Below are 18210 nucleotides of genomic sequence, written 5' to 3'. Positions count from 1 at the left end.
TCCCCCTATTGGATAGTTACCTAGGTAACTATACGCTTATTTATTAGAAATGTCTAGCCTTCGGATGAAGAAAAACACTTGTATGCAACCTGTTTCTCCTTTATCTCCATTGCTTTGACACAATAAAAAAATGCGCTATTCAGGAGTTTCGGCGCTACTCATGATTTCGCGCTGTTTACTCGTGAATTCCGCTATACTCATGATTTCGCGCTGTTTACTCGTGAGTTTTACTGTTTTACTCGTGAATTTCCCACGTTTACTCGTGAGTTTTACTGTTTACCCGTGAATTTCCCACGTTTACTCGTGAATTCCGTTACACTCATGATTTCGCGCTGCTTACTCGTGATTGTGGGCGAAAGGGGCTTTTTATGGGCCAAATTGATGCCATGCTAGTAATTGTCAATGCTTCAAGGCCATACACAAAAAGAGACCCCGCTATTAAAAGCGAGGCTTCCGAAGAGAACAATGTCATTTTTTATGGTTTCAGGAACAGCGCGACTGCATTGGATCTTTGCGATGCTGGACAATATCATTCGAAACGGTTGGTACATGGGGATTATTATGAATCACAAACACCTCGTCCCCGACTTTTACCTCATGTGCATTGATAACTTCAGGGCATATTTCCTTTTAACCGGGATAGTGGCACACGATACAGCTTATCATCTTTTTCATCAGGGTTTCCCCGTCCATCCGTGTTGTTGCTAATAAAATAGAGAAAATCTTCATCCACAAACACATCACGTATCCGCCCGGAATCTGTGATAATATCAGTCATTTTTCCACTCTGTACATCATAGCTCTTGAGCGATTCTCCCCTTAAGGCTGCAATGTAGAGCTTTCCTTCAAAATAAGCAATTCCAGAAGGGGCCCATGTTTTTTCACCGGAATGTACAAATGGATTTACCATATTCGGCTTTTGTTCATCCCCCTCTATTTCTGGCCATCCATAGTTCATGCCGGGGGCAATTTTATTTAATTCATCGTGAGCAGATTCACCGTGTTCACTTTCATACATCTGTCCCGCCTCATCCCAGGCTAGACCTTGTGGATTGCGGTGTCCGTATGAATAGACGTATGAACTCTCGATAGGATTATCTTTCGGTATGGTACCATCAAGGTTCATGCGTAGGACCTTTCCACCTAAAGAATCAAGATCCTGTGCTATTGTTGGATTCCTTGCATCACCTGTTGTTGCATATAACTTATCATCCGGACCAATCTTGATTCGACCTCCATGATGGAAGTCACCGCTTGGTATTCCGTCGATTAATGTTTCCAACTCCTGCCACGTATCATTATCCTTTTGTAAGGTAACGATTCGATTAATAGAATTCCCGCCTTCTTCATACGTGTAATAGGCAATTGCACGCCTATTATTCGAGAAGTCAGGAGTTAACAAAAATCCAAGTAATCCAGCTTCGGCTTTGATAGACAATGTCTTTTTAAGCTTAACCTTTTGTCTCGTCATCGTGTTTCTTTCCCATTGAACGATTGTGCCTGTCCGCTCTGACACATACATTGTATCCCCATTCTTCTGAATCGACCATGGAGCATTTAGGTTCGTTAACAGCACATCAGGACCATCTCCTAGAGTTTCCGCCACTTTTTTATCAGAGCTCGGCTGTGTTTTGCTGTTCTCTTCTTTATTAACGTTACAACCAGTTAAAGTTAATGTGGCCATGAGAAAATATAAGCACCATCTTTTCAAAGGCTTTTCTCCCTTCGAGTTTAGTATGCTGACTGCTTAAGCACCTTTAAAATAGCTGTAGCAACACCGTGATCATCATTAATACCTGTTACTTCATCACAAAGCTTTTGAATATCAAGCGGAGCATTTCCCATGGCGACAGATAAACCTACCCTTTCAAACATTGATACGTCATTATAATTATCTCCGATAGCCATAGTTTCCTGCATCGAAGCAGACTTTTTATTCACATATTTTTCAAGTGCAGTACCTTTTTGTGCCTGCCCACTCATGATTTCCACATTTTCACGTCCTGAAGAGGTGACGGTCACCCCATCCTGAGTTTTCAATTGTGAAGCAATTTGGTCTAATTTACTTAAATTTTTGGAGAAGCTTAGAATTTTATAATATTCTAGATCAGAGTGTATGAATATATCAGAGTAATTGGAAACGGACTTTACCTGTCCAAGCTGTAAACGGTCCTCTGCATATTTCCTGATTCCCACTGGGTCAATGTCCGGATTAGCAGTTACAAATACATCAACCAAGGCAGATATTGCGTTTTCATAGTCTTTAGAATAGATTCCTTGACTTGTATAAATTTCAAAATAAATATCCTGTTCTTCAAGGTATTCGGCAATACGCTGTACAGTAGAAGGTGACATCGGATTGGAAGCAGCAATTTTTCCGTCCTGCGTATAAATGGCAGCCCCATTTACACTGATAATCGGACACACAATGCCCGTTTCATCTAAAGCAAACTTTGCTTCCTCGTACGATCTTCCTGTAGCAATGATCACCTCAACTCCTTCTCTTTGCGCCCTCTGGATAGCGGCTTTATTTTCATCGCTCACCTTTTGCATCTTGTTTAATAATGTTCCGTCCATATCAATCGCAATCGTTTTAATCAAATTCAACCCGCTCCTTTTTCTTCAATTAACCCTTATTCTAACCGAAAGAGAGTTGATAAACACTTTTAACAAACGGGAAAGCTTTTCAACGCCAATCTAAAATAGGATTATCTTTCAGTTGTCTCTTCTATGTATATAAATAAACTGCACCTATTTGGAATAGGTGCAGCTTATTTTCTTAATGTAATATCGTATGACTATTTACAGTCTTTGATCGTTCTGTAATTTGTTCTTGAATGTCCTTTTGAATGTCATCAATTGCAGTAAAGTCCATTGCTTTTACATAAATGGCTTCAAGTTCGTCATGCTGTTCTTTCGCTTTTACAAGACATGCTGTTGCTTCATTCATTTTCGCCCGGTACCTTGAGGAAACATCCTTGATCTGATTGGCATAAATTTCATCTGTTCCAGAATGGATGGCTGTTTTATAAATATCAATGATTTCATCACCTTCGCAACTCGGGAAATATTCATGCGGAGAGGTGCTGTCAAAAATGGCAATTCCCGCCTCCCGGACGATTACCATATCCAAGCTTTCAGGATCAAAACCGCAATGATACACTTCCACATCGAAGCCCCGTTTCTCCGCAGCCTTTGCAATCTTTTTCAGCATCGTCGATTTTCCTGAGCCAGGTCGGCCCTTTAAAAAGTAGCGTTTTTGCACTCCTTTAGTAATACTCGGGATGTAATCAACCGCTCCCTCTGGCGTTGCTGCACCTAAAAACCGGTGACGAACATCTGATTTTTTGTTGAGAACAATATCCCTATAAAAGCTTTCTATCAATTTATTGGTTAACCCATTTAATTTAACGAAATCAATGTTTGCCTTATAAATATCTTCCCATTCATCATGTATCTCCAATGCTTCAGCGAAAAGAGCATATGCCTTCTCAAAACTCTTACTTCTGGCATTAGTTAATCGTATGATTGTCGTTCTTTCAGCTGCAAGCTGTTGAGAGTTCCAGGCAGACCCTAGGTTGACGTATTCCTCAATGGCTCCCGGTGCTTTCGGTTCAATCACATGTGGAGCAGTCCCATCAACGAGACCAATTTTCAAGGCGGGAATAATTACCCCATCAATTGAACCATTATCCGACGAACAATGCAAAAACTCGATATCAAAGTCTTTATCTAGCCATTCCTGGCCAATTTTTTTCATAATAGTCGATTTACCTGAACCAGGTCCGCCTTTTAAAATAAATAATTTCTCCAAACCAGCTAGATTGGAATCATATAAACTATAAAAACCTTTAGCCGTATTGCCTCCAGCGAAATAATGCATCTCTTTTCCTGCCACTTTCACACTCTCCTTCACCCATACAGATGTGAATCTTCAAGACAGCTTATGCAGGAAAACCCAGGTAGGTGAATGCCTAAAGATTAAAGTTTAATAGTATTCTTTATCTATTTGATAAGGGCTCTAGGTTTCGCTTGTGCGGCCACAAGGAACTCTGACGGTTTCAAGATAATTTGTGTCCCGATTTTTCCACCGCTTACGATGATTTCACACAGATTGGTTGCACTTTCATCGATAAAAGTCGGATACTGCTTTTTCATGCCGATTGGTGAGCAGCCCCCCCGAATATACCCTGTGTATTTTTGCAAGTCTTTAACAGCTAGCATTTCAATTTTTTTTGCACCTGCTGCTTTCGCGGCTTTTTTCATATCCAACTCGGTGTCTACAGGAATGACAAATACATAAAGCTGCTGAGGTCCGCTGTAGGTAACGAGTGTTTTAAAAACGGTTTCTGGCGCTTTACCAATTTTACTGGCAACGGTAACACCGTCTATTTTGCCATCGTGGACATCATAGCTCATCATGTCATACTTTATATGTTTGTTATCAAGAATTCGCATTGCATTTGTTTTACTGGCTCCCATCTCAAAAGTCCCCTTATCCTTTTCGACCATTCTACCATTTTATGTAGAAAAAAAGAAAAGCACAGTGCTTCTGCATCTGTGCTTTCACTCAAATTCATTCTAAATAACGTCTTTGATAATCAGCAATACGCTTGTAGTCGCCTTCTAATTGCCGGCTTACAGATAAATAAATCGACATTAGTTCTTCATACACTTTAACGTTCTCCTCGATTGGAACAAGTTCATTTGTGTGCCCAATCATGCTTTCAACAGCATCCAGGCTTTCAATTTCACCTAAAGCATATAATCCTAGAACGGCTGCACCTAAACTCGAGCTTTCAAAGCTTTCTGGGATTGTCACATTCTGATTAAATACATCAGCCATAATTTGCCGCCATAGCTTTGAGCGGACAAATCCGCCACTTGCATGGATTTTCTCCGGAGCGCCGGTCAGTTCCCTTACAGCAAGGAGGACACTGTTTAAGTTATACATCACGCCTTCAAGAACAGCCCGGACCATATGATCGCGAGTGTGATGTAGAGCTAGTCCAAAGAAGGAACCTCTTGCATCGGCACTCCATAATGGCGCCCGTTCCCCTGCCATATACGGGTGGAATATTAACCCGTCCGAGCCAGGTGCAATATTTGAGGCCATTTCGGTAAGTATCTCATATGGATCCTGACCCGAGGCCTTAGCTCTCTCGATTTCCACCCGACCAAATTGATCCCGAGCCCATCGGAAGGTGATTCCCCCATTGTTGACTGGCCCGCCAATTACCCAATGATTCTCAGTGAGGGCATAACAGAACGTCCTCCCCTTCGGATCAGTAAGCGGACGGTCACTGACGGTTCGCACTGCACCGCTTGTTCCTATTGTTACCGCCATCACACCCGGCTTAATAGCATTTTGCCCTAAGTTGGCAAGCACCCCATCACTTGCACCAATGACAAATGGAGTACCAGCACCAATGTTCATTTTTGCTGCCAATTCCTGGCTTAATCCAGAAAGGATATGGGTCGTTGGCACGGGCATAGGAAGCTTGTCCGATTCAATTCCAGCAATGGTCAATGCCTCTTCATCCCAGGCCAATTTTTTCAAGTTGAACATACCTGTTGCAGATGCAAGCGAATAATCCATTACAAACTCTTTGAAAAATTTATAGATAATATATTCTTTAATCCCTAAAAATTTATCTGTTTTGTTAAAGATTTCTGGATGCTCTTTTCTAAGCCACATAACTTTCGTGATTGGAGACATAGGGTGAATTGGTGTTCCCGTTCTGTGATACAATTGCGTCCCCTGTTCCGATGCCTTCAATTGCTCCGCATAGGCTACACTTCGGTTATCTGCCCATGTAATACTATTTGTTAGCGGCTTTCCGCCTTTACCCATGGCAATCAAACTATGCATCGCTGAACTAAACGAAATTAAACTTAGTTCATCCTTTTCTATTCCGCTTGCAATCATCACTTCACCGATTGCAATAATAACCGCTTTATAGATTTCTTCTGGATCTTGTTCTGCAACAGACGGAGTTGGACTGTGAAGCGGATATCCTTTAGAACATGAATGGACGACCTCGCCCCGCTTTGAAAAAAGAACAACTTTCGTGCTCGTCGTACCAATATCGATCCCCATCATATAACCTAAATATTCCATATTTTTACATCGTACTCCTTTCTCTTAAACAATTGAATTCAATAGTAAGATTAGGATAAGTGAAACGACTGAATTTATCGTTTCCATAACGGTCCAAGATTTTAACGTTTGTGCGACTGTTAAATTAAAGAATTCTTTAATCATCCAAAATCCAGCATCATTCACGTGGGAAAGGATTGATGATTGCAAGTACCAGTAATTCAATATTAACACCCGGTACCGATGAAGGTAGCACAATACCTACAGCTGTCGTCATAGCGACAGTTGCTGAACCCGTTGTTATACGAATCATAGCCGCAACTAACTCGCTTAAGAGAATTAAATTTTGTGGCTAAACTTGCAATAGCTTCCCCCACTTTACTCGTGATTAATACATTTTTATATGCACCACCAGCTCTGATAATCAGTTGGCGCAAGACAAGCAGACATAAATTGGTTAAGTTCTTCTTTATTAAAACTTCTAGCGTAGCCTAGAGTAAAGAATGAAGCCACAACAGAGACCAATAGAGCGATAATTGGCTTTCCAAGGACTGTAGACTCATTGGAAAAAACTGCACCGAACCAGTTCATTATGAACTAAACTCGATACCTAAATAATTCATAAAATAATCATTCACCCAGAAAAAGAGAACCGGATTGGAGCTTGATTTCATCCTCCATGTTTTCAGGATAAATAATAAGAAAGCAAGTAGATGGTCCTGAGGATTTTTCGGTATCCACTTTACTACTTATATGTACAGAAACACCTTCCCCGCTTGGGTCCAGATGCTTCCATTCATATGCTATTCCTTTTGAGCCGACAGGAAGTACCTGAACTTCTTCAAGCTCACAAAGGCTTTTATATAAAGATAACGGCGCGATCCACTCTTGATGTTTCATAACTTCTTCCCCAACAAGCGGCCTGCCAATAAGGGCCATTTTCCTTTGAAGAATTGGCCTCATTACACGTTCATTCCTACGTTTTCCAATCACCATAAGACCAAGTGCGGATTGAAGAAGCGGCATGTTACTTTCGGTGCTTCCTGTAATAGAGAGGTCCAGACCCATTTCATCCATTCCCTTCATGACGCCTATTTTCAAGGCATCCCAGGCTTCATCGCCACAGAAATTATGAAGGACAACGGTCATAGGACTTCCGCTGGCAGCCAGGCACTCCATAACGGCAACCCGAAATGAAAAATATCCAACAACTTCATATGGGACTAGAACGAGATCTTTTTCCTTCAACCCAATTCCGCCACTATTATCACTTGAAACGACTAATGACTGTGACTCCGTAAACGGTAAGATCAATGAATCATTCATTCTACGAATCCATCTTTTAAAATCACTTTTTTCAAAACTGGTTCTAGACGTGGAAGTAAAAGGGCCGCCAACACTACATTTATTGCTGTAGCCCCTGTTAACCCCGGAACCAGCATCGTGTAGAATTCAGGGCTAACCAGAAATGCGAAAGGTAGGGCTAAGATGAAGGCATTACCGATAAAGAAGAGGAAAAACGCGCCTATTTTCTTTCCGTGTACATATAAAACGCCAAACATCCAAACGAGGACTGCCATTTCTACCATGATCAAAAAATGGAAAGGTCCTAGTATCATGCCACCTATGAAAGCTGAAATAATATGACCAAGTCCAGCTACTATAGCTCCGGACACCGGGCCAAGTACGACAGCCGCCAAAAGGGCCGGAAAACTGTCTAAAGCAATACTGCCTATTGGGGAAGGGACTTTAATCATTGCCCCAACCGCCGATAAAGCAATAAAAATAGCAATTGCACTAATTTTTCTTACGTTCATATTTACTCTTTTTCCTTTCTTTTTCCTCCACGGAATACATTTGCGCTTCGGATATATTCCACATCTTTCACGCCAAGGCGGAAATTAATAACGCGTGCTACAGCAAAGAAGTAATCAGACAAACGATTTAAATATTGTAGAGATAATGGTGAAACTGCCGCACCCGACTTAATCAAAGAAACAACCAACCGCTCCGCCCTGCGTGTAACTGTCCGTGCAATATGAATGGTTGCAGACGCTTTTGAGCCTCCTGGAAGGATAAACTTTTCTAATTCCGGTGCTTCGACGATAAAGGCATCAATTCGTTCTTCTAAATAGGTAATTGCTTCATCCGTTAGCTTTTGCGGAGCTTTCTCAGAAACTGTCGCCAAATCACCGCCACAGTCAAATAACTCATGCTGAATTTTTTCCAAGTCCGTTAGTACGTCCGCAAAAATCGCTGAGTCCAATTCAGTTACTGCAAGGCCGATATAGCTGTTCACTTCATCCACTGTTCCGTAAGATTCAACACGGATGTCATCCTTGTCCAGACGTCCTCCGATTACGCTAGTTTGTCCCTTATCCCCAGTACGTGTATAAATTTTCATCTCTATTTCCTCCTCTATTTTATTTGCTGATTGATACCGTACCAAATGATATCCACACGGTTTGATAAGGAGGCTACATCTTGAAAGACCCAGCCGCAGGCATCGCGCCATTTGCGATCAAGTGCTTCCATCGGAACAATTCCTTTGGAAATATCCGATCCAATTACAATGCAGTTGTGAGCATCCTTTTCTTTCTCCCATATTCGCCAGTCAGCCATGATTTCCTTCCACCGTTTTCGAATCGACTCTGCATCCATCTTTTCTGCATCTTGTTGGATCCATGCATCCAACCCATGCAATACCACGGTATTGCCTTGAAAATCCCTCATAGTCGGCTGTTCTTTTTGATAACCGGAAAGCCAAAGAATCTCACTTTCCAACCCATAAAAATGCTTTACCCATTTTGTTTTCCCATTATAGGCGCCACCTGTAACAAAGTGCAACGTTCACCCCTCCTTAAGCTGTTCCGGTCCTCCCAAATCAGCTCATACCCCATACCGTGGGAAATTCCCCAATCAAAAAAAGACTTTTCCACCGGCGCATAGCGGACAAGTAATTCACGTACTACTCCCCCATGAGTCATTAGAACATATTGGCTTTCCTCACCGGAAATCAATTGGTTCCAGCCTTTTTGAACACGTCCGGAAAATTCTAGATAACTTTCGCCCCCAGGCACCATTGCCTCCATAGGACGTTCTAGCCATTTTTGATAATCGCCATCAGTCTTCAACTCTTCATAAGTTCGCCCTTCCCAACTGCCGAAGTTCATTTCACGGAACGCAGTGTGTTTTATCGGAACAACATCTGGAAACAACAGTCTTGCGGTTTCAATACAACGAGGCAAATCACTTGTGTGAATTTTTTCATACTGTGGGTAAGAACCCCTTAAGCCTAGAATTTCCTTTTCTCCTTTGATACTTAATGGAGAATCTGTCCAGCCTAAATAAGATTTTCGCTCATTTGCTTCTGTCAGCCCATGGCGAAGTAGTGTAATAGCCACAGAATCAGCCATAACCAGAGCTCAACTCCTTCCACGGATGCACCCAATACATCCCCTGTTATCCCACCGAACCAACTGACGATTTTCCGCTTTATATACAACAGGAAGAGCAGAGCAGCCAGACACATGATAAAAAATAAAGTGACAAGCTTGAAATCGATGCTCCATGCAACCGCAAAACTCACAATAAAATACAACCAATAAATATATAAACTGTTTTTCCTTACTGCACTTTGAAAGAAAGCACCAAGTCCCTCTTTTTTTGCCAATGGCATCCGGCTAAGTAAATAGCCCATCACACATTTACTTAAAAGTGGAAGACTGATAATTAAAAAGTATGTCCACTCATTGACTCTATCGACGATTTCATAGATAAATATAAACCGGGCGGCCAAAAGTACGATGACGGAGATGACACCGAATGCGCCTGTCCTGGAATCCTTCATGATTTCTAGACGCCTCTCTTTATCCTGATAGGAAAAGAAGGCATCACTTGCATCAATCCAACCATCGAGGTGCAAACCGCCTGTTAATGCCATCGTTAAAAACCAAACCACAAACGCAATCGAAAGGGATGACAATGGGGTCCACTCTACTAACGCGTATAAAACACCTCCCAATATCAGACCTAGGAAAAGCCCGACTAAAGGAAAAGTTTGAATGGCACGGTGGATATATTTCTTATCCATCGGGAGCTGTTTCTTTATTGGGAACACGGTAAAGAACTGCAGGTTAATCAAAAATCCAATCCATCCGTTCATTCCTGCATGCACCCTTTCATCAATAATGGAATCCCTGATTCAACAAGATAGGCCTCATCTGCCTGCTCGACGACTGCTTGATGAAGCAGGCCCAGCATTTTTCCGTATATATGGAGGAACTCATTTTGAAAAATCGGCTCCTGTACCACTTCGTTGCTTACGATTATCAAACAGCTGACTTGTTTTCTTATCTCATTAATTCCGCTGATTATTTTTGTGAAAACGCTATGTAAAAACTCCTTTTCAAGCGGTATATTGGAGCTGAATAATTCATTATCCAGTAGGGTTGTCAGGCAATCGAGTAGGATTATTGAATCTTGATTTAGGTCTGCCCCTATCCGTGTAATATTCGTCGAGTATTCCCAAGTCTTCCAAACAATTGGACTACTTTTACGATCCCTTTGGTGCCGGCGGATACGTTCTTCCATTTCTGCATCACTGACCCGGCCACAAGCGAGGTAATGCAAGTTCCCACTCAATTGGATTGCATATTCTATTGCCTTTTTTTCTGCAAAACGGCTTTTACCGCTCCGGACACCACCGGTTATAAAACAGAGCCTAGATTTCTCCACTGTCTTACCCCCTCCATCAGCGTGGCATTATCACGTTCACTCTTCACTGCGAACCGGAGCCACTTTCCGTCTAGCCCTGGAAAATTATAAGTATGACGTGGTACGATGCCCCTTTTTAATAAAAAAGGCAAAAGGGATAAGGATTCATCTCTCACTAAATAAAAATTGACCGCGCTATTGGAAACAATCAACTCCTGCTCTTCATAAAACCGGAAAAGTTTCTGCTTTTGCAATTGAATATACGCTCTCGTTTTTTCTGTATATTCTTCTTCATAAAGGCAGATTTTCCCTACTTCTAATGCCACATGATTGACGCTCCAATGCGGTTTGTAGGTTTTTGCCTGATTTATGATGTCTGGTGCCGCCAGTAAATAGCCTAACCTCAAGCCTGGAATTGCAAAAATTTTCGTCATTGATCGTAGAATCAGTAAATGGGGGAATTGCATAATTAAAGAAGCATAAGTAAAGGCGTTTTCCGTAAAATCATAAAAAGCCTCATCCAAAACAACCAGACAATTTGCTTTACCGCATTCTTTGATTAATTCCCTTACTGCTTCTTGCTTAAAAGAAATCCCTGTCGGATTATTAGGCGTACATAAAAAGACTGCATTATATTCAGGTAAAAGAGGGAGCAATCGATCAAGATTGAGTTCCCACTCCGGTGCTTCGAGCTGAAGAAAGTCTACCTCGCATTCGGCTGCTAAACAAGCTTCTGCATATTCCGCAAATGCAGGCTGAATGATTAAGACCTTTTTATTGGCTAACCTGTTCGCTACCAACATTATTATTTCCGCACCACCGTTACCTACCAAAACGGATTGCTCAGGAAGCGCTTCTTTTTTTGCAATTAATTTTGTCAGTTCAATGGCATGCGGATCTGGGTAATCTAAGATTCCTTCGAAGAATTCGGACCACCGCTCCTTTATACGTAAAGGAGGACCCAATGGGTTGATATTAGCACTAAAATCGAGAACTGATTCAGGCATCTCGATTTCCAGCGCTTCGTAAAGATAATGCGGATTAGAGCCATGAGAAGGTAATGCCAAGAGTAAGCCCCCCTAACCAAAGCATCAGTAAAAATATAAAAGATGTCCGATGCATGATGGTAATCGTTTTTTGTATATGTATTGCTTCTAACGGCACAAGCGGAACGCCCATCCTGGCACGGTCAGAAACTACTCCTTTGTACATATTCCGGCCGCCAAGCTGTACTCCCAAAATTGCAGCAACGCCCGCTTCACACCACCCACTATTCGGGCTTGGGTGTTTTTTCGCATCATTGAACAAGATCTTCCATCTAACTCCCAAGCTATGATAGCTAGATTTAGAGCTTAGTAGCATCAAGTAACCAGTAAGGCGACTGGGAACCCAGTTCACAATATCATCGAGCTTAGCTGAAGCCCAGCCAAATTGTCCATATTTATCATTTTTGTAACCAACCATTGAATCGCACGTATTAATTGCCCTGTACATCATCGCGAGCGGAGCACCGCCAATTGCTGCCCAAAACAGTGGAGCCGTAACTCCATCACTAGTATTTTCAGCCACGGTTTCTACAGTGCCCCTGACTATTTCAGATTCATCAAGATCAGCAGTATCACGACCGACAATATAGGAAAGCTTTAACCTCGCTTCAGGAAAAGCTTGTTCATTCAGTGGATGACACACATCCATTCCTGCCTGCTTTAAGCCCTTCTGAGCAATCGTCGTAGAAATAACAACAGCTTCCCATAAGATTCCCGCAAGCGGATGTATAAGATAAGCTAAATAGACGGTTAGACCTGTTGTCAATAACACCAATGTTAAAACAATTCCCAGCATGAAGAGGCCATTTCGTTTTTTATGTGTACCTCTATTGAATGCATGATCAAACTTGCTTATCAACGTTCCTATCCATTTAACGGGATGTGGCCAATTTGGTGGATCACCTATTAATAGATCAAAGAAAAAAGCTAGTGTAACAGCAAAAAGGTGATGGTAAATCATAGTTCCTCAATCCGTTTCCGATTTTTCTTTATTGCTTCTACGGTACAATCATATACACCGCGACTGATCAATTTCCCTAGCGGAGTAATGGTGCCTGCATATTGAAGCGCCTTCCCTCTTTGGGACGCTGCAATCAAAATACTGTCTGTCGATGTTCCTGTCGCCAATGTATTTGTCACCTTATCCAAAACGCGCAAATCATGAAGCGCTTTTACTTTTGCCTCGGTCGCGGTGACAATGCTGTGGATAAAGGCCTCTTCTGCCAAGTGCCCATTTACAAAGATCCATGTATTTATGGTTCCTGGAGTGGAAATCCAAGAATGCATTTCAGCTAAAGAGGCGTCGATGGCATTCCCCACTCCAGCCGTCACGATGATAAAAACCGAGAAATCATCATCTCTTAATAACTTGAAGGTCACTGTATCGAGAAAGACAGCTGTCATCATTCCGACAGTTTCTTGCGGTTCAAACCCGTGTGTTTTTAAAAAGCCAGCCATTTCAGCAAAGTGATCCTCGCAATTATAATCACGATGAACATGCCTATTCACGAAATGTTGATGCCACCCCGTACCGGAACCGGTCACACCTGAAGACATCGTTCTAAGCGGAATTGGCGAATTCAATTGAATTATTTCGGTGCCCACCGTTAAATAGGTTTCATCAATTTCCAAAGGTGTGAAATCACATATATGCTTTTCCGGTACAATGAACATTTGCGGCTTCGGAAGTGCAGGATGCGGATGTTTTTCTATCGTCGTCCGGTATACCTCCTGAATCCGTTCCTGTTGGAGCACTTCATTCGGCACATCAATGACTTGAATTTGTCCCTTTTCAAGCAACATCAGCCGATCACAGTACAAGCCGGCCAAATTCAAGTCATGGAAGATTGAGATAACTGTTAGCTCCAGCTCCTTGGCCATTTTACTCATTAAATCAAGAAGCTCCTTTTGATAGGAAAGATCCAAGTGGTTCGTTGGTTCATCTAAAAAAAGAATTTCCGGTTCTTGGGCAAGTGCTTGTGCCAGTAAGACCCGCTGTCTCTCACCGCCTGATAACCGTTCAAAATGAAGATCCTGAAAATCTGCGACTCCTGTTTGCTTCATCACACGTTGGACAATCACTTCATCTTCGGAATTCCAACTATGAAACCAGCCTGTTTGGTGAGCATAACGGCCAAGAGAAACAGTCTCTTTTACCGTATAGGAAAAGGCTAATGAGGAATGTTGAGGCAACACGGCTATAACTTGTGCAAGTTGTTTAGCCGAATACTCCTTCAAGTCTCTTCCCCTTATTCGTACACTTCCTGCCTTATAATCGAGAACCCCGCTAAGCATACTTAATAGTGTCGTTTTTCCACTGCCATTTGGACCGAGAATCCCAAATAATTCCCCTTTATGTACGTCAAAAGAGACAGAGTCCAAAACAGCTTTATTGCCATATCCACCTGTTAGCTCTTTAACTTCAAGCATGAATTCTACCCCTCTCTCCGTCTCTTTAATAAAATCAGGGCAAATGCCGGGGCCCCGATAAGTGAGGTAATTACACCAATCGGCAGTTCCGAAGGTGCAATGATTGTCCTTGCTACAAGGTCAGCCAAAATTAAAAATCCGCTTCCTACGAGCAAAGATAACGGCAACAAATGCTTATGATCTGGCCCCCAAATCCTACGGACCAAATGAGGAATAACCAATCCTACAAAGCCAATCGTTCCCGAAACGGCAACGGCTGCCCCAGTTAATATCGAACCTGCTATTAGAATCCACATTTTTCGCCGCTGAACATTCACACCCAAATGCTTTGCACGATCTTCCCCAAACGTCATCGCATTTAATTCTTGGGTATTCATAACCAAGATCAACGAACCAATGATAAAAAACGGCAAAATAATCGCGATATAATTCCAGCCCCGCATTGAAACGCTTCCCATCAGCCATCCAATGATTTGTCTTAATTCCTCGCCCGTCAACGCAATCATTAATGAGATGAAGGCACTTAAAAACGAGCTGAAAATGATTCCGGTTAAAATGATTGTTTCTACTTTCATCGATCGATCCATTTTTCTCGCAAAAGTTAGCACACAGAAAATCGTAAGCAATGAAAACATGATACTTAACGTCGGCAGGGTATATAAACCGATAAATGGCAATGATATATTCAAAAACAATGTCAATACAGCACCTACCGATGCTCCTGATGAAATCCCTAATGTGTAGGGGTCAGCAAGCGGGTTCCGAAGCAGTCCCTGAAAGGCTGCCCCGGCAATCGCGAGTGATGCCCCAACTAAACCCGCAAGCAACACACGCGGCAAGCGGATGTTCATCACGATATTCGTAAGCATTACATCCGGATCAACTGAAATCGGTAAATGAAAGATCTCCTTGCCGATTATTTGTATAAGTACGGGAATCGGTACTGGCACCGAACCAAAGGAAATGCCTATCGTCATTGCGAAAAGCAAAAATAATAACGCAATTAAATAAGCAAACGTCCATTTAGTTGTCAAATAGGTTCGGATAGACTGATTTGGCAAGTTCCTCTACTCCCTCTATTAAGCGTGGACCGGAACGGGTCACCAAGTCAGAAGAGACATCAAAGACTTGGCCATTCTTAACAGCATTTACGTCTTGCCATCCTTTTCGGCCCGTCACTTCACTTACTGGATCTTTTGTATAATAACCATACGTTGTAATGATGACATCCGGATTTGCAGCAATCATCGATTCTTCATCAATTTTTGCCCAACCGTCCAATTCAGCCGCTGCATTTTCCGCTGAAATAATATTAAGCATCTCATTCATGAAAGTATTTTTTCCAGGTGTGTATATTTCCGGTGAAGGCGAAACTTCCACTAAAACGGTCTTCCTCTCCTCTTCCTTTACGGATTTGGCTTTTTCCTGGATATCCTTGAGCTTCGTTTTCAGATCCGTAACGATTTCTTTTGCCTTATCATGTTCTCCCGTTGCCTGTCCAATCATATCAATAGACTCATAGACTTCGTCAAAACTTTGTGCATCATTGACTACAAGGACATCTATTCCAGCATCCTTAAGCTGCTTTAAACCCTCATTCGAATTATGGGCACTGGATGCATGGGCAAGAACAAGATCAGGCTTCAATGAGACAATCAGCTCCGTGTTCATTTCCATTCCGCCAACTTTTTCAATTTCTTTCGTTTCTTCCGGGTAATTATCATTGTCGGAAACACCAATGACCTTTTTACCCAAACCAAGTGCAAAGACCACTTCCGTATTACTTGGTATCAATGAAACGATTTTCTTCGGTTTTTGTTCTATCGTTACTTTTTCCCCAGTTGCATCTTTAATCGTAACCGGGAAAGCTTCGTGTTGAGCATGATTCGTTTGCTGCTTTTCTTTTCCTTCATCAGTAGCGTCACTGCAGCCAACCATCATGCCTGCAGTAAGCAACATCAACAATATCAGACCAAAAATCTTCTTCATTTTCATTCCCCACAATCTTTTCATTTAATTTCTTCCCACCTAATAATCTCGGAAGATGCCCCCAAAACAAAAAGCACCTCCCGTTAAACGGAAGATGCTTGTATGGCAACAATATAATTACGGACTCTTAGGGTCTGCCACACACCTTCCCATCCGCGTAGGTTACAGGTGTACGAATCTTGGCAGGTCTCCTGGCTCATGGTCATCGTCAACGGCACCTTCCCATATCCCATACAGTGGTACACAGCCGTTAGCTCCCATATACAGTGGCGGGACCGCGCTGGCATTTCACCAACTTCCCTTTTAAGTCATTAAGACACCAAATCGTTCATATGTATATAATTTTCACTGCCTTCATTATACACCATGTAAGAATCGATTATTATATGATTTTTCTGAACAAGTTTGAAATGCACCGTCCATCTTCAATGATTTGAAGCATTTTCTATCAGCGACGCGAACCCACCGACTGATAATCCAGGTGAAATCCGAACTCGATGCAGGGAATACATCCCTTGGTCCCTTGAAGCTCCTCCAGGTTCAGTAGTGACTGCCATCTTGTATCCAGCCTCTTCTGAAAGCCTAAGACTCTCTTCATTATAACGACCAACTGGGTAGGAAAGCACTGTCGTTTCCTGTTGGAGGATACGATCGAACAGATCCTTTGACTGGACCATTTCCGCTTCTTGCTGCTCTGCCGTCATGCGGTTCAGCTCAAGATGGTTAATCGTATGACTTTCGATGGAAATCCCTTTCCCGCTCATCTCCACCATTTGATTTTCAGTAAGGTGATGACCTTTATCGATGGACTTCCCGATCATGAAGACAGTCGCTTTCATATCATATTCTTTTAATATAGGGAAAGCGTCCGTGTAGTTATCAGTATAGCCATCATCAAAAGTAAGCCAGACACACTTTTCACTTGGTATCCGATTTTCGGTTAAAACGAGAAATGCTTCTTCAGGGGATAATGTATAGTAACCATTTTCCCGAAGCCAGGCCATTTGTAATCGGAATTCCTCTTTTGGTACCCGAAGGTCATTGCCTTCAGAAATGCTATGATACATCAAAATTGGCAGCTGTACTGCGGACTCTGCTATTATCCAGTTTCTCGTATCGATTCGTTCAGGATATAATTCGTCCTCCGAATCCTGCCCGCCTTCCTCCGCTGCAGAAACCAATTCAATGTTATCTTCAGTAATCGGCGCAGCCGTCTTTGTGCCTATACCTTCTAAAATCCCTTGTGAGCATGCTGGTAAAATTAAAATCCCCAGCAGCGTCACCATCCATAAACCTCTATATTTCCCCACTATCATTCTCCTAATTTTTTCTAGCATAATAGTACCAGAAAACCAGGAAATAATAAAGTATTCCATTTAACGAAAAAAAGGGCAGATGTATAGCTACCCTTTTTTTCTTGATTAAAAACTATTAAATCGACAAGTACTTTGATCACGCGGAATGCCTAAATCTTTCGGCACCATCGTTTCAATCAAAAAGTTATCATCTTCTTCATAAATAATCTTCTTCATTTCAATTCCAAAGTATTCATTCATCCGGGCTTCTGTCATGACTTCTAGGCTACAAATGAATATTTTCATAAGTATAATGCTATTAACTTGAAAAGTTTGCCTATAAGAAATATAATGAATAAGTCGTCGAATTTTTATATGTCCCAGTAGCTCAGTAGGATAGAGCGACAGCCTCCTAAGCTGTAGGTCGTAGGTTCGATTCCTATCTGGGACGCTAAAGTTTATAAACCCTGTTATACTACGGTTCCTCCGTGTTGTAGCAGGGTTTTTTCTGGCTGGTATGGCTCTATCCAAAATTTAGATATTGATCATGCAGCTTCTCATGGTTTTACATTTCAAGTGATCTTCCTTTTTGAAATTATCAAAGGTATGCAAAAAATCGACTATTTTATGGTAA

General features: G+C 42.0%; 20 protein-coding genes, 1 tRNA gene, 1 pseudogene and 1 riboswitch. Of the genes and pseudogenes, 1 reads left to right on the top strand and 21 read right to left on the bottom strand.

The window, feature by feature from the left end:
* Positions 1–483: 483 nt before the first annotated feature.
* The 21 genes and pseudogenes from ACQKMR_RS09340 to ACQKMR_RS09240 all read right to left on the bottom strand — a co-directional run bounded on the left by ACQKMR_RS09340 (position 484) and on the right by ACQKMR_RS09240 (position 17882).
* Positions 484–570, bottom strand: coding sequence for a hypothetical protein (locus ACQKMR_RS09340; protein ID WP_427697080.1), 87 nt, complete (start codon positions 568–570; stop codon positions 484–486).
* A gap of 43 nt (positions 571–613) precedes the next feature.
* Positions 614–1711 (bottom strand): PQQ-dependent sugar dehydrogenase, encoded by a 1098-nt coding sequence (locus ACQKMR_RS09335; RefSeq protein ID WP_427697045.1) that lies wholly within the window; start codon positions 1709–1711, stop codon positions 614–616.
* A 20-nt stretch (positions 1712–1731) separates the two neighbouring features.
* Positions 1732–2601, bottom strand: a complete 870-nt coding sequence (locus ACQKMR_RS09330) for a Cof-type HAD-IIB family hydrolase (RefSeq protein WP_427697044.1) — start codon at positions 2599–2601, stop codon at positions 1732–1734.
* Between the two features lie 178 nt (positions 2602–2779).
* Complete coding sequence (locus ACQKMR_RS09325) at positions 2780–3898, bottom strand: PRK06851 family protein (RefSeq protein ID WP_427697043.1); 1119 nt, start codon at positions 3896–3898, stop codon at positions 2780–2782.
* 107 nt (positions 3899–4005) lie between these two features.
* Entirely contained in the window at positions 4006–4482 is a 477-nt protein-coding gene (ybaK, locus tag ACQKMR_RS09320; protein WP_427697042.1) for a Cys-tRNA(Pro) deacylase, read from the bottom strand.
* Between the two features lie 94 nt (positions 4483–4576).
* Complete coding sequence (gene gntK, locus ACQKMR_RS09315; RefSeq protein WP_427697041.1) at positions 4577–6121, bottom strand: gluconokinase; 1545 nt, start codon at positions 6119–6121, stop codon at positions 4577–4579.
* 24 nt (positions 6122–6145) lie between these two features.
* Positions 6146–6649: pseudogene (locus tag ACQKMR_RS09310) on the bottom strand (permease DsdX); the annotation flags it as partial.
* Between the two features lie 81 nt (positions 6650–6730).
* Complete coding sequence (locus tag ACQKMR_RS09305) at positions 6731–7426, bottom strand: ATP-binding protein (protein ID WP_427697040.1); 696 nt, start codon at positions 7424–7426, stop codon at positions 6731–6733.
* The gene (locus tag ACQKMR_RS09300) at positions 7423–7917 is read right to left on the bottom strand and encodes an ECF transporter S component (protein ID WP_427697039.1); all 495 of its coding nucleotides are present in this window, start codon (positions 7915–7917) and stop codon (positions 7423–7425) included. Before ACQKMR_RS09300 ends, ACQKMR_RS09305 begins: the two co-directional genes overlap by 4 nt.
* A 2-nt stretch (positions 7918–7919) precedes the next feature.
* A complete protein-coding gene (locus tag ACQKMR_RS09295) occupies positions 7920–8504 on the bottom strand; it encodes a cob(I)yrinic acid a,c-diamide adenosyltransferase (RefSeq protein ID WP_053348407.1) in 585 nt (194 codons plus the stop codon).
* Positions 8505–8518: 14 nt separating this feature from the next.
* Entirely contained in the window at positions 8519–8947 is a 429-nt protein-coding gene (locus tag ACQKMR_RS09290; protein WP_427697038.1) for a bifunctional adenosylcobinamide kinase/adenosylcobinamide-phosphate guanylyltransferase, read from the bottom strand.
* On the bottom strand, positions 8899–9516 hold the full coding sequence (locus ACQKMR_RS09285; RefSeq protein WP_427697037.1) for a histidine phosphatase family protein: 618 nt from the start codon (positions 9514–9516) through the stop codon (positions 8899–8901). Before ACQKMR_RS09285 ends, ACQKMR_RS09290 begins: the two co-directional genes overlap by 49 nt.
* The gene (gene cobS, locus ACQKMR_RS09280) at positions 9474–10265 is read right to left on the bottom strand and encodes an adenosylcobinamide-GDP ribazoletransferase (RefSeq protein ID WP_056527433.1); all 792 of its coding nucleotides are present in this window, start codon (positions 10263–10265) and stop codon (positions 9474–9476) included. The genes ACQKMR_RS09285 and cobS overlap by 43 nt, the downstream gene beginning before the upstream one ends.
* On the bottom strand, positions 10262–10837 hold the full coding sequence (locus ACQKMR_RS09275) for a bifunctional adenosylcobinamide kinase/adenosylcobinamide-phosphate guanylyltransferase (protein WP_427697036.1): 576 nt from the start codon (positions 10835–10837) through the stop codon (positions 10262–10264). The genes cobS and ACQKMR_RS09275 overlap by 4 nt, the downstream gene beginning before the upstream one ends.
* Positions 10810–11883 (bottom strand): threonine-phosphate decarboxylase CobD, encoded by a 1074-nt coding sequence (gene cobD / locus ACQKMR_RS09270; RefSeq protein WP_427697035.1) that lies wholly within the window; start codon positions 11881–11883, stop codon positions 10810–10812. Before cobD ends, ACQKMR_RS09275 begins: the two co-directional genes overlap by 28 nt.
* A complete protein-coding gene (gene cbiB / locus ACQKMR_RS09265) occupies positions 11858–12823 on the bottom strand; it encodes an adenosylcobinamide-phosphate synthase CbiB (RefSeq protein ID WP_427697034.1) in 966 nt (321 codons plus the stop codon). The genes cobD and cbiB overlap by 26 nt, the downstream gene beginning before the upstream one ends.
* Positions 12820–14292 carry a heme ABC transporter ATP-binding protein gene (locus ACQKMR_RS09260; protein WP_427697033.1) on the bottom strand — a complete coding sequence of 491 codons (1473 nt, stop codon included), beginning with the start codon at positions 14290–14292 and terminating at the stop codon, positions 12820–12822. The genes cbiB and ACQKMR_RS09260 overlap by 4 nt, the downstream gene beginning before the upstream one ends.
* A gap of 5 nt (positions 14293–14297) precedes the next feature.
* Complete coding sequence (locus ACQKMR_RS09255; protein ID WP_427697032.1) at positions 14298–15353, bottom strand: FecCD family ABC transporter permease; 1056 nt, start codon at positions 15351–15353, stop codon at positions 14298–14300.
* Entirely contained in the window at positions 15316–16287 is a 972-nt protein-coding gene (locus ACQKMR_RS09250; RefSeq protein ID WP_427697079.1) for an ABC transporter substrate-binding protein, read from the bottom strand. Before ACQKMR_RS09250 ends, ACQKMR_RS09255 begins: the two co-directional genes overlap by 38 nt.
* Positions 16288–16445: 158 nt before the next feature.
* Positions 16446–16620: riboswitch (cobalamin riboswitch) on the bottom strand.
* 86 nt (positions 16621–16706) lie between these two features.
* Positions 16707–17597, bottom strand: coding sequence for a polysaccharide deacetylase family protein (locus tag ACQKMR_RS09245; RefSeq protein ID WP_427697031.1), 891 nt, complete (start codon positions 17595–17597; stop codon positions 16707–16709).
* A gap of 105 nt (positions 17598–17702) precedes the next feature.
* Positions 17703–17882: a hypothetical protein gene (locus ACQKMR_RS09240; protein WP_427697030.1), complete on the bottom strand. Its 180-nt coding sequence runs from the start codon at positions 17880–17882 to the stop codon at positions 17703–17705.
* Positions 17883–17953: 71 nt separating this feature from the next.
* Between ACQKMR_RS09240 and ACQKMR_RS09235 the strand changes: the two genes are divergently transcribed.
* Positions 17954–18027 (top strand) — tRNA-Arg (locus ACQKMR_RS09235).
* The last annotated feature ends 183 nt before the right edge of the window (positions 18028–18210 follow it).

The organism is Peribacillus sp. NPDC096540 (assembly GCF_050278525.1).
Lineage (GTDB): Bacteria > Bacillota > Bacilli > Bacillales > DSM-1321 > Peribacillus.
This window is presented reverse-complemented; position numbering and strand designations above follow the sequence as displayed.

Excerpts from the sequence above, each read along its gene's own strand:
- gntK (WP_427697041.1), bottom strand. The coding sequence starts at position 6,121 with ATGGAATATTTAGGTTATATGATGGGGATCGATATTGGTACGACGAGC.
- ACQKMR_RS09260 (WP_427697033.1), bottom strand. The coding sequence starts at position 14,292 with ATGCTTGAAGTTAAAGAGCTAACAGGTGGATATGGCAATAAAGCTGTT.
- ACQKMR_RS09250 (WP_427697079.1), bottom strand. The coding sequence starts at position 16,287 with ATGAAAATGAAGAAGATTTTTGGTCTGATATTGTTGATGTTGCTTACT.
- cbiB (WP_427697034.1), bottom strand. The coding sequence starts at position 12,823 with ATGATTTACCATCACCTTTTTGCTGTTACACTAGCTTTTTTCTTTGAT.
- ACQKMR_RS09245 (WP_427697031.1), bottom strand. The coding sequence starts at position 17,597 with ATGATAGTGGGGAAATATAGAGGTTTATGGATGGTGACGCTGCTGGGG.
- ACQKMR_RS09305 (WP_427697040.1), bottom strand. The coding sequence starts at position 7,426 with ATGAATGATTCATTGATCTTACCGTTTACGGAGTCACAGTCATTAGTC.
- ACQKMR_RS09240 (WP_427697030.1), bottom strand. The coding sequence starts at position 17,882 with ATGAAAATATTCATTTGTAGCCTAGAAGTCATGACAGAAGCCCGGATG.
- ACQKMR_RS09295 (WP_053348407.1), bottom strand. The coding sequence starts at position 8,504 with ATGAAAATTTATACACGTACTGGGGATAAGGGACAAACTAGCGTAATC.
- ACQKMR_RS09300 (WP_427697039.1), bottom strand. The coding sequence starts at position 7,917 with ATGAACGTAAGAAAAATTAGTGCAATTGCTATTTTTATTGCTTTATCG.
- ybaK (WP_427697042.1), bottom strand. The coding sequence starts at position 4,482 with ATGGGAGCCAGTAAAACAAATGCAATGCGAATTCTTGATAACAAACAT.
- cobS (WP_056527433.1), bottom strand. The coding sequence starts at position 10,265 with ATGAACGGATGGATTGGATTTTTGATTAACCTGCAGTTCTTTACCGTG.
- ACQKMR_RS09285 (WP_427697037.1), bottom strand. The coding sequence starts at position 9,516 with ATGGCTGATTCTGTGGCTATTACACTACTTCGCCATGGGCTGACAGAA.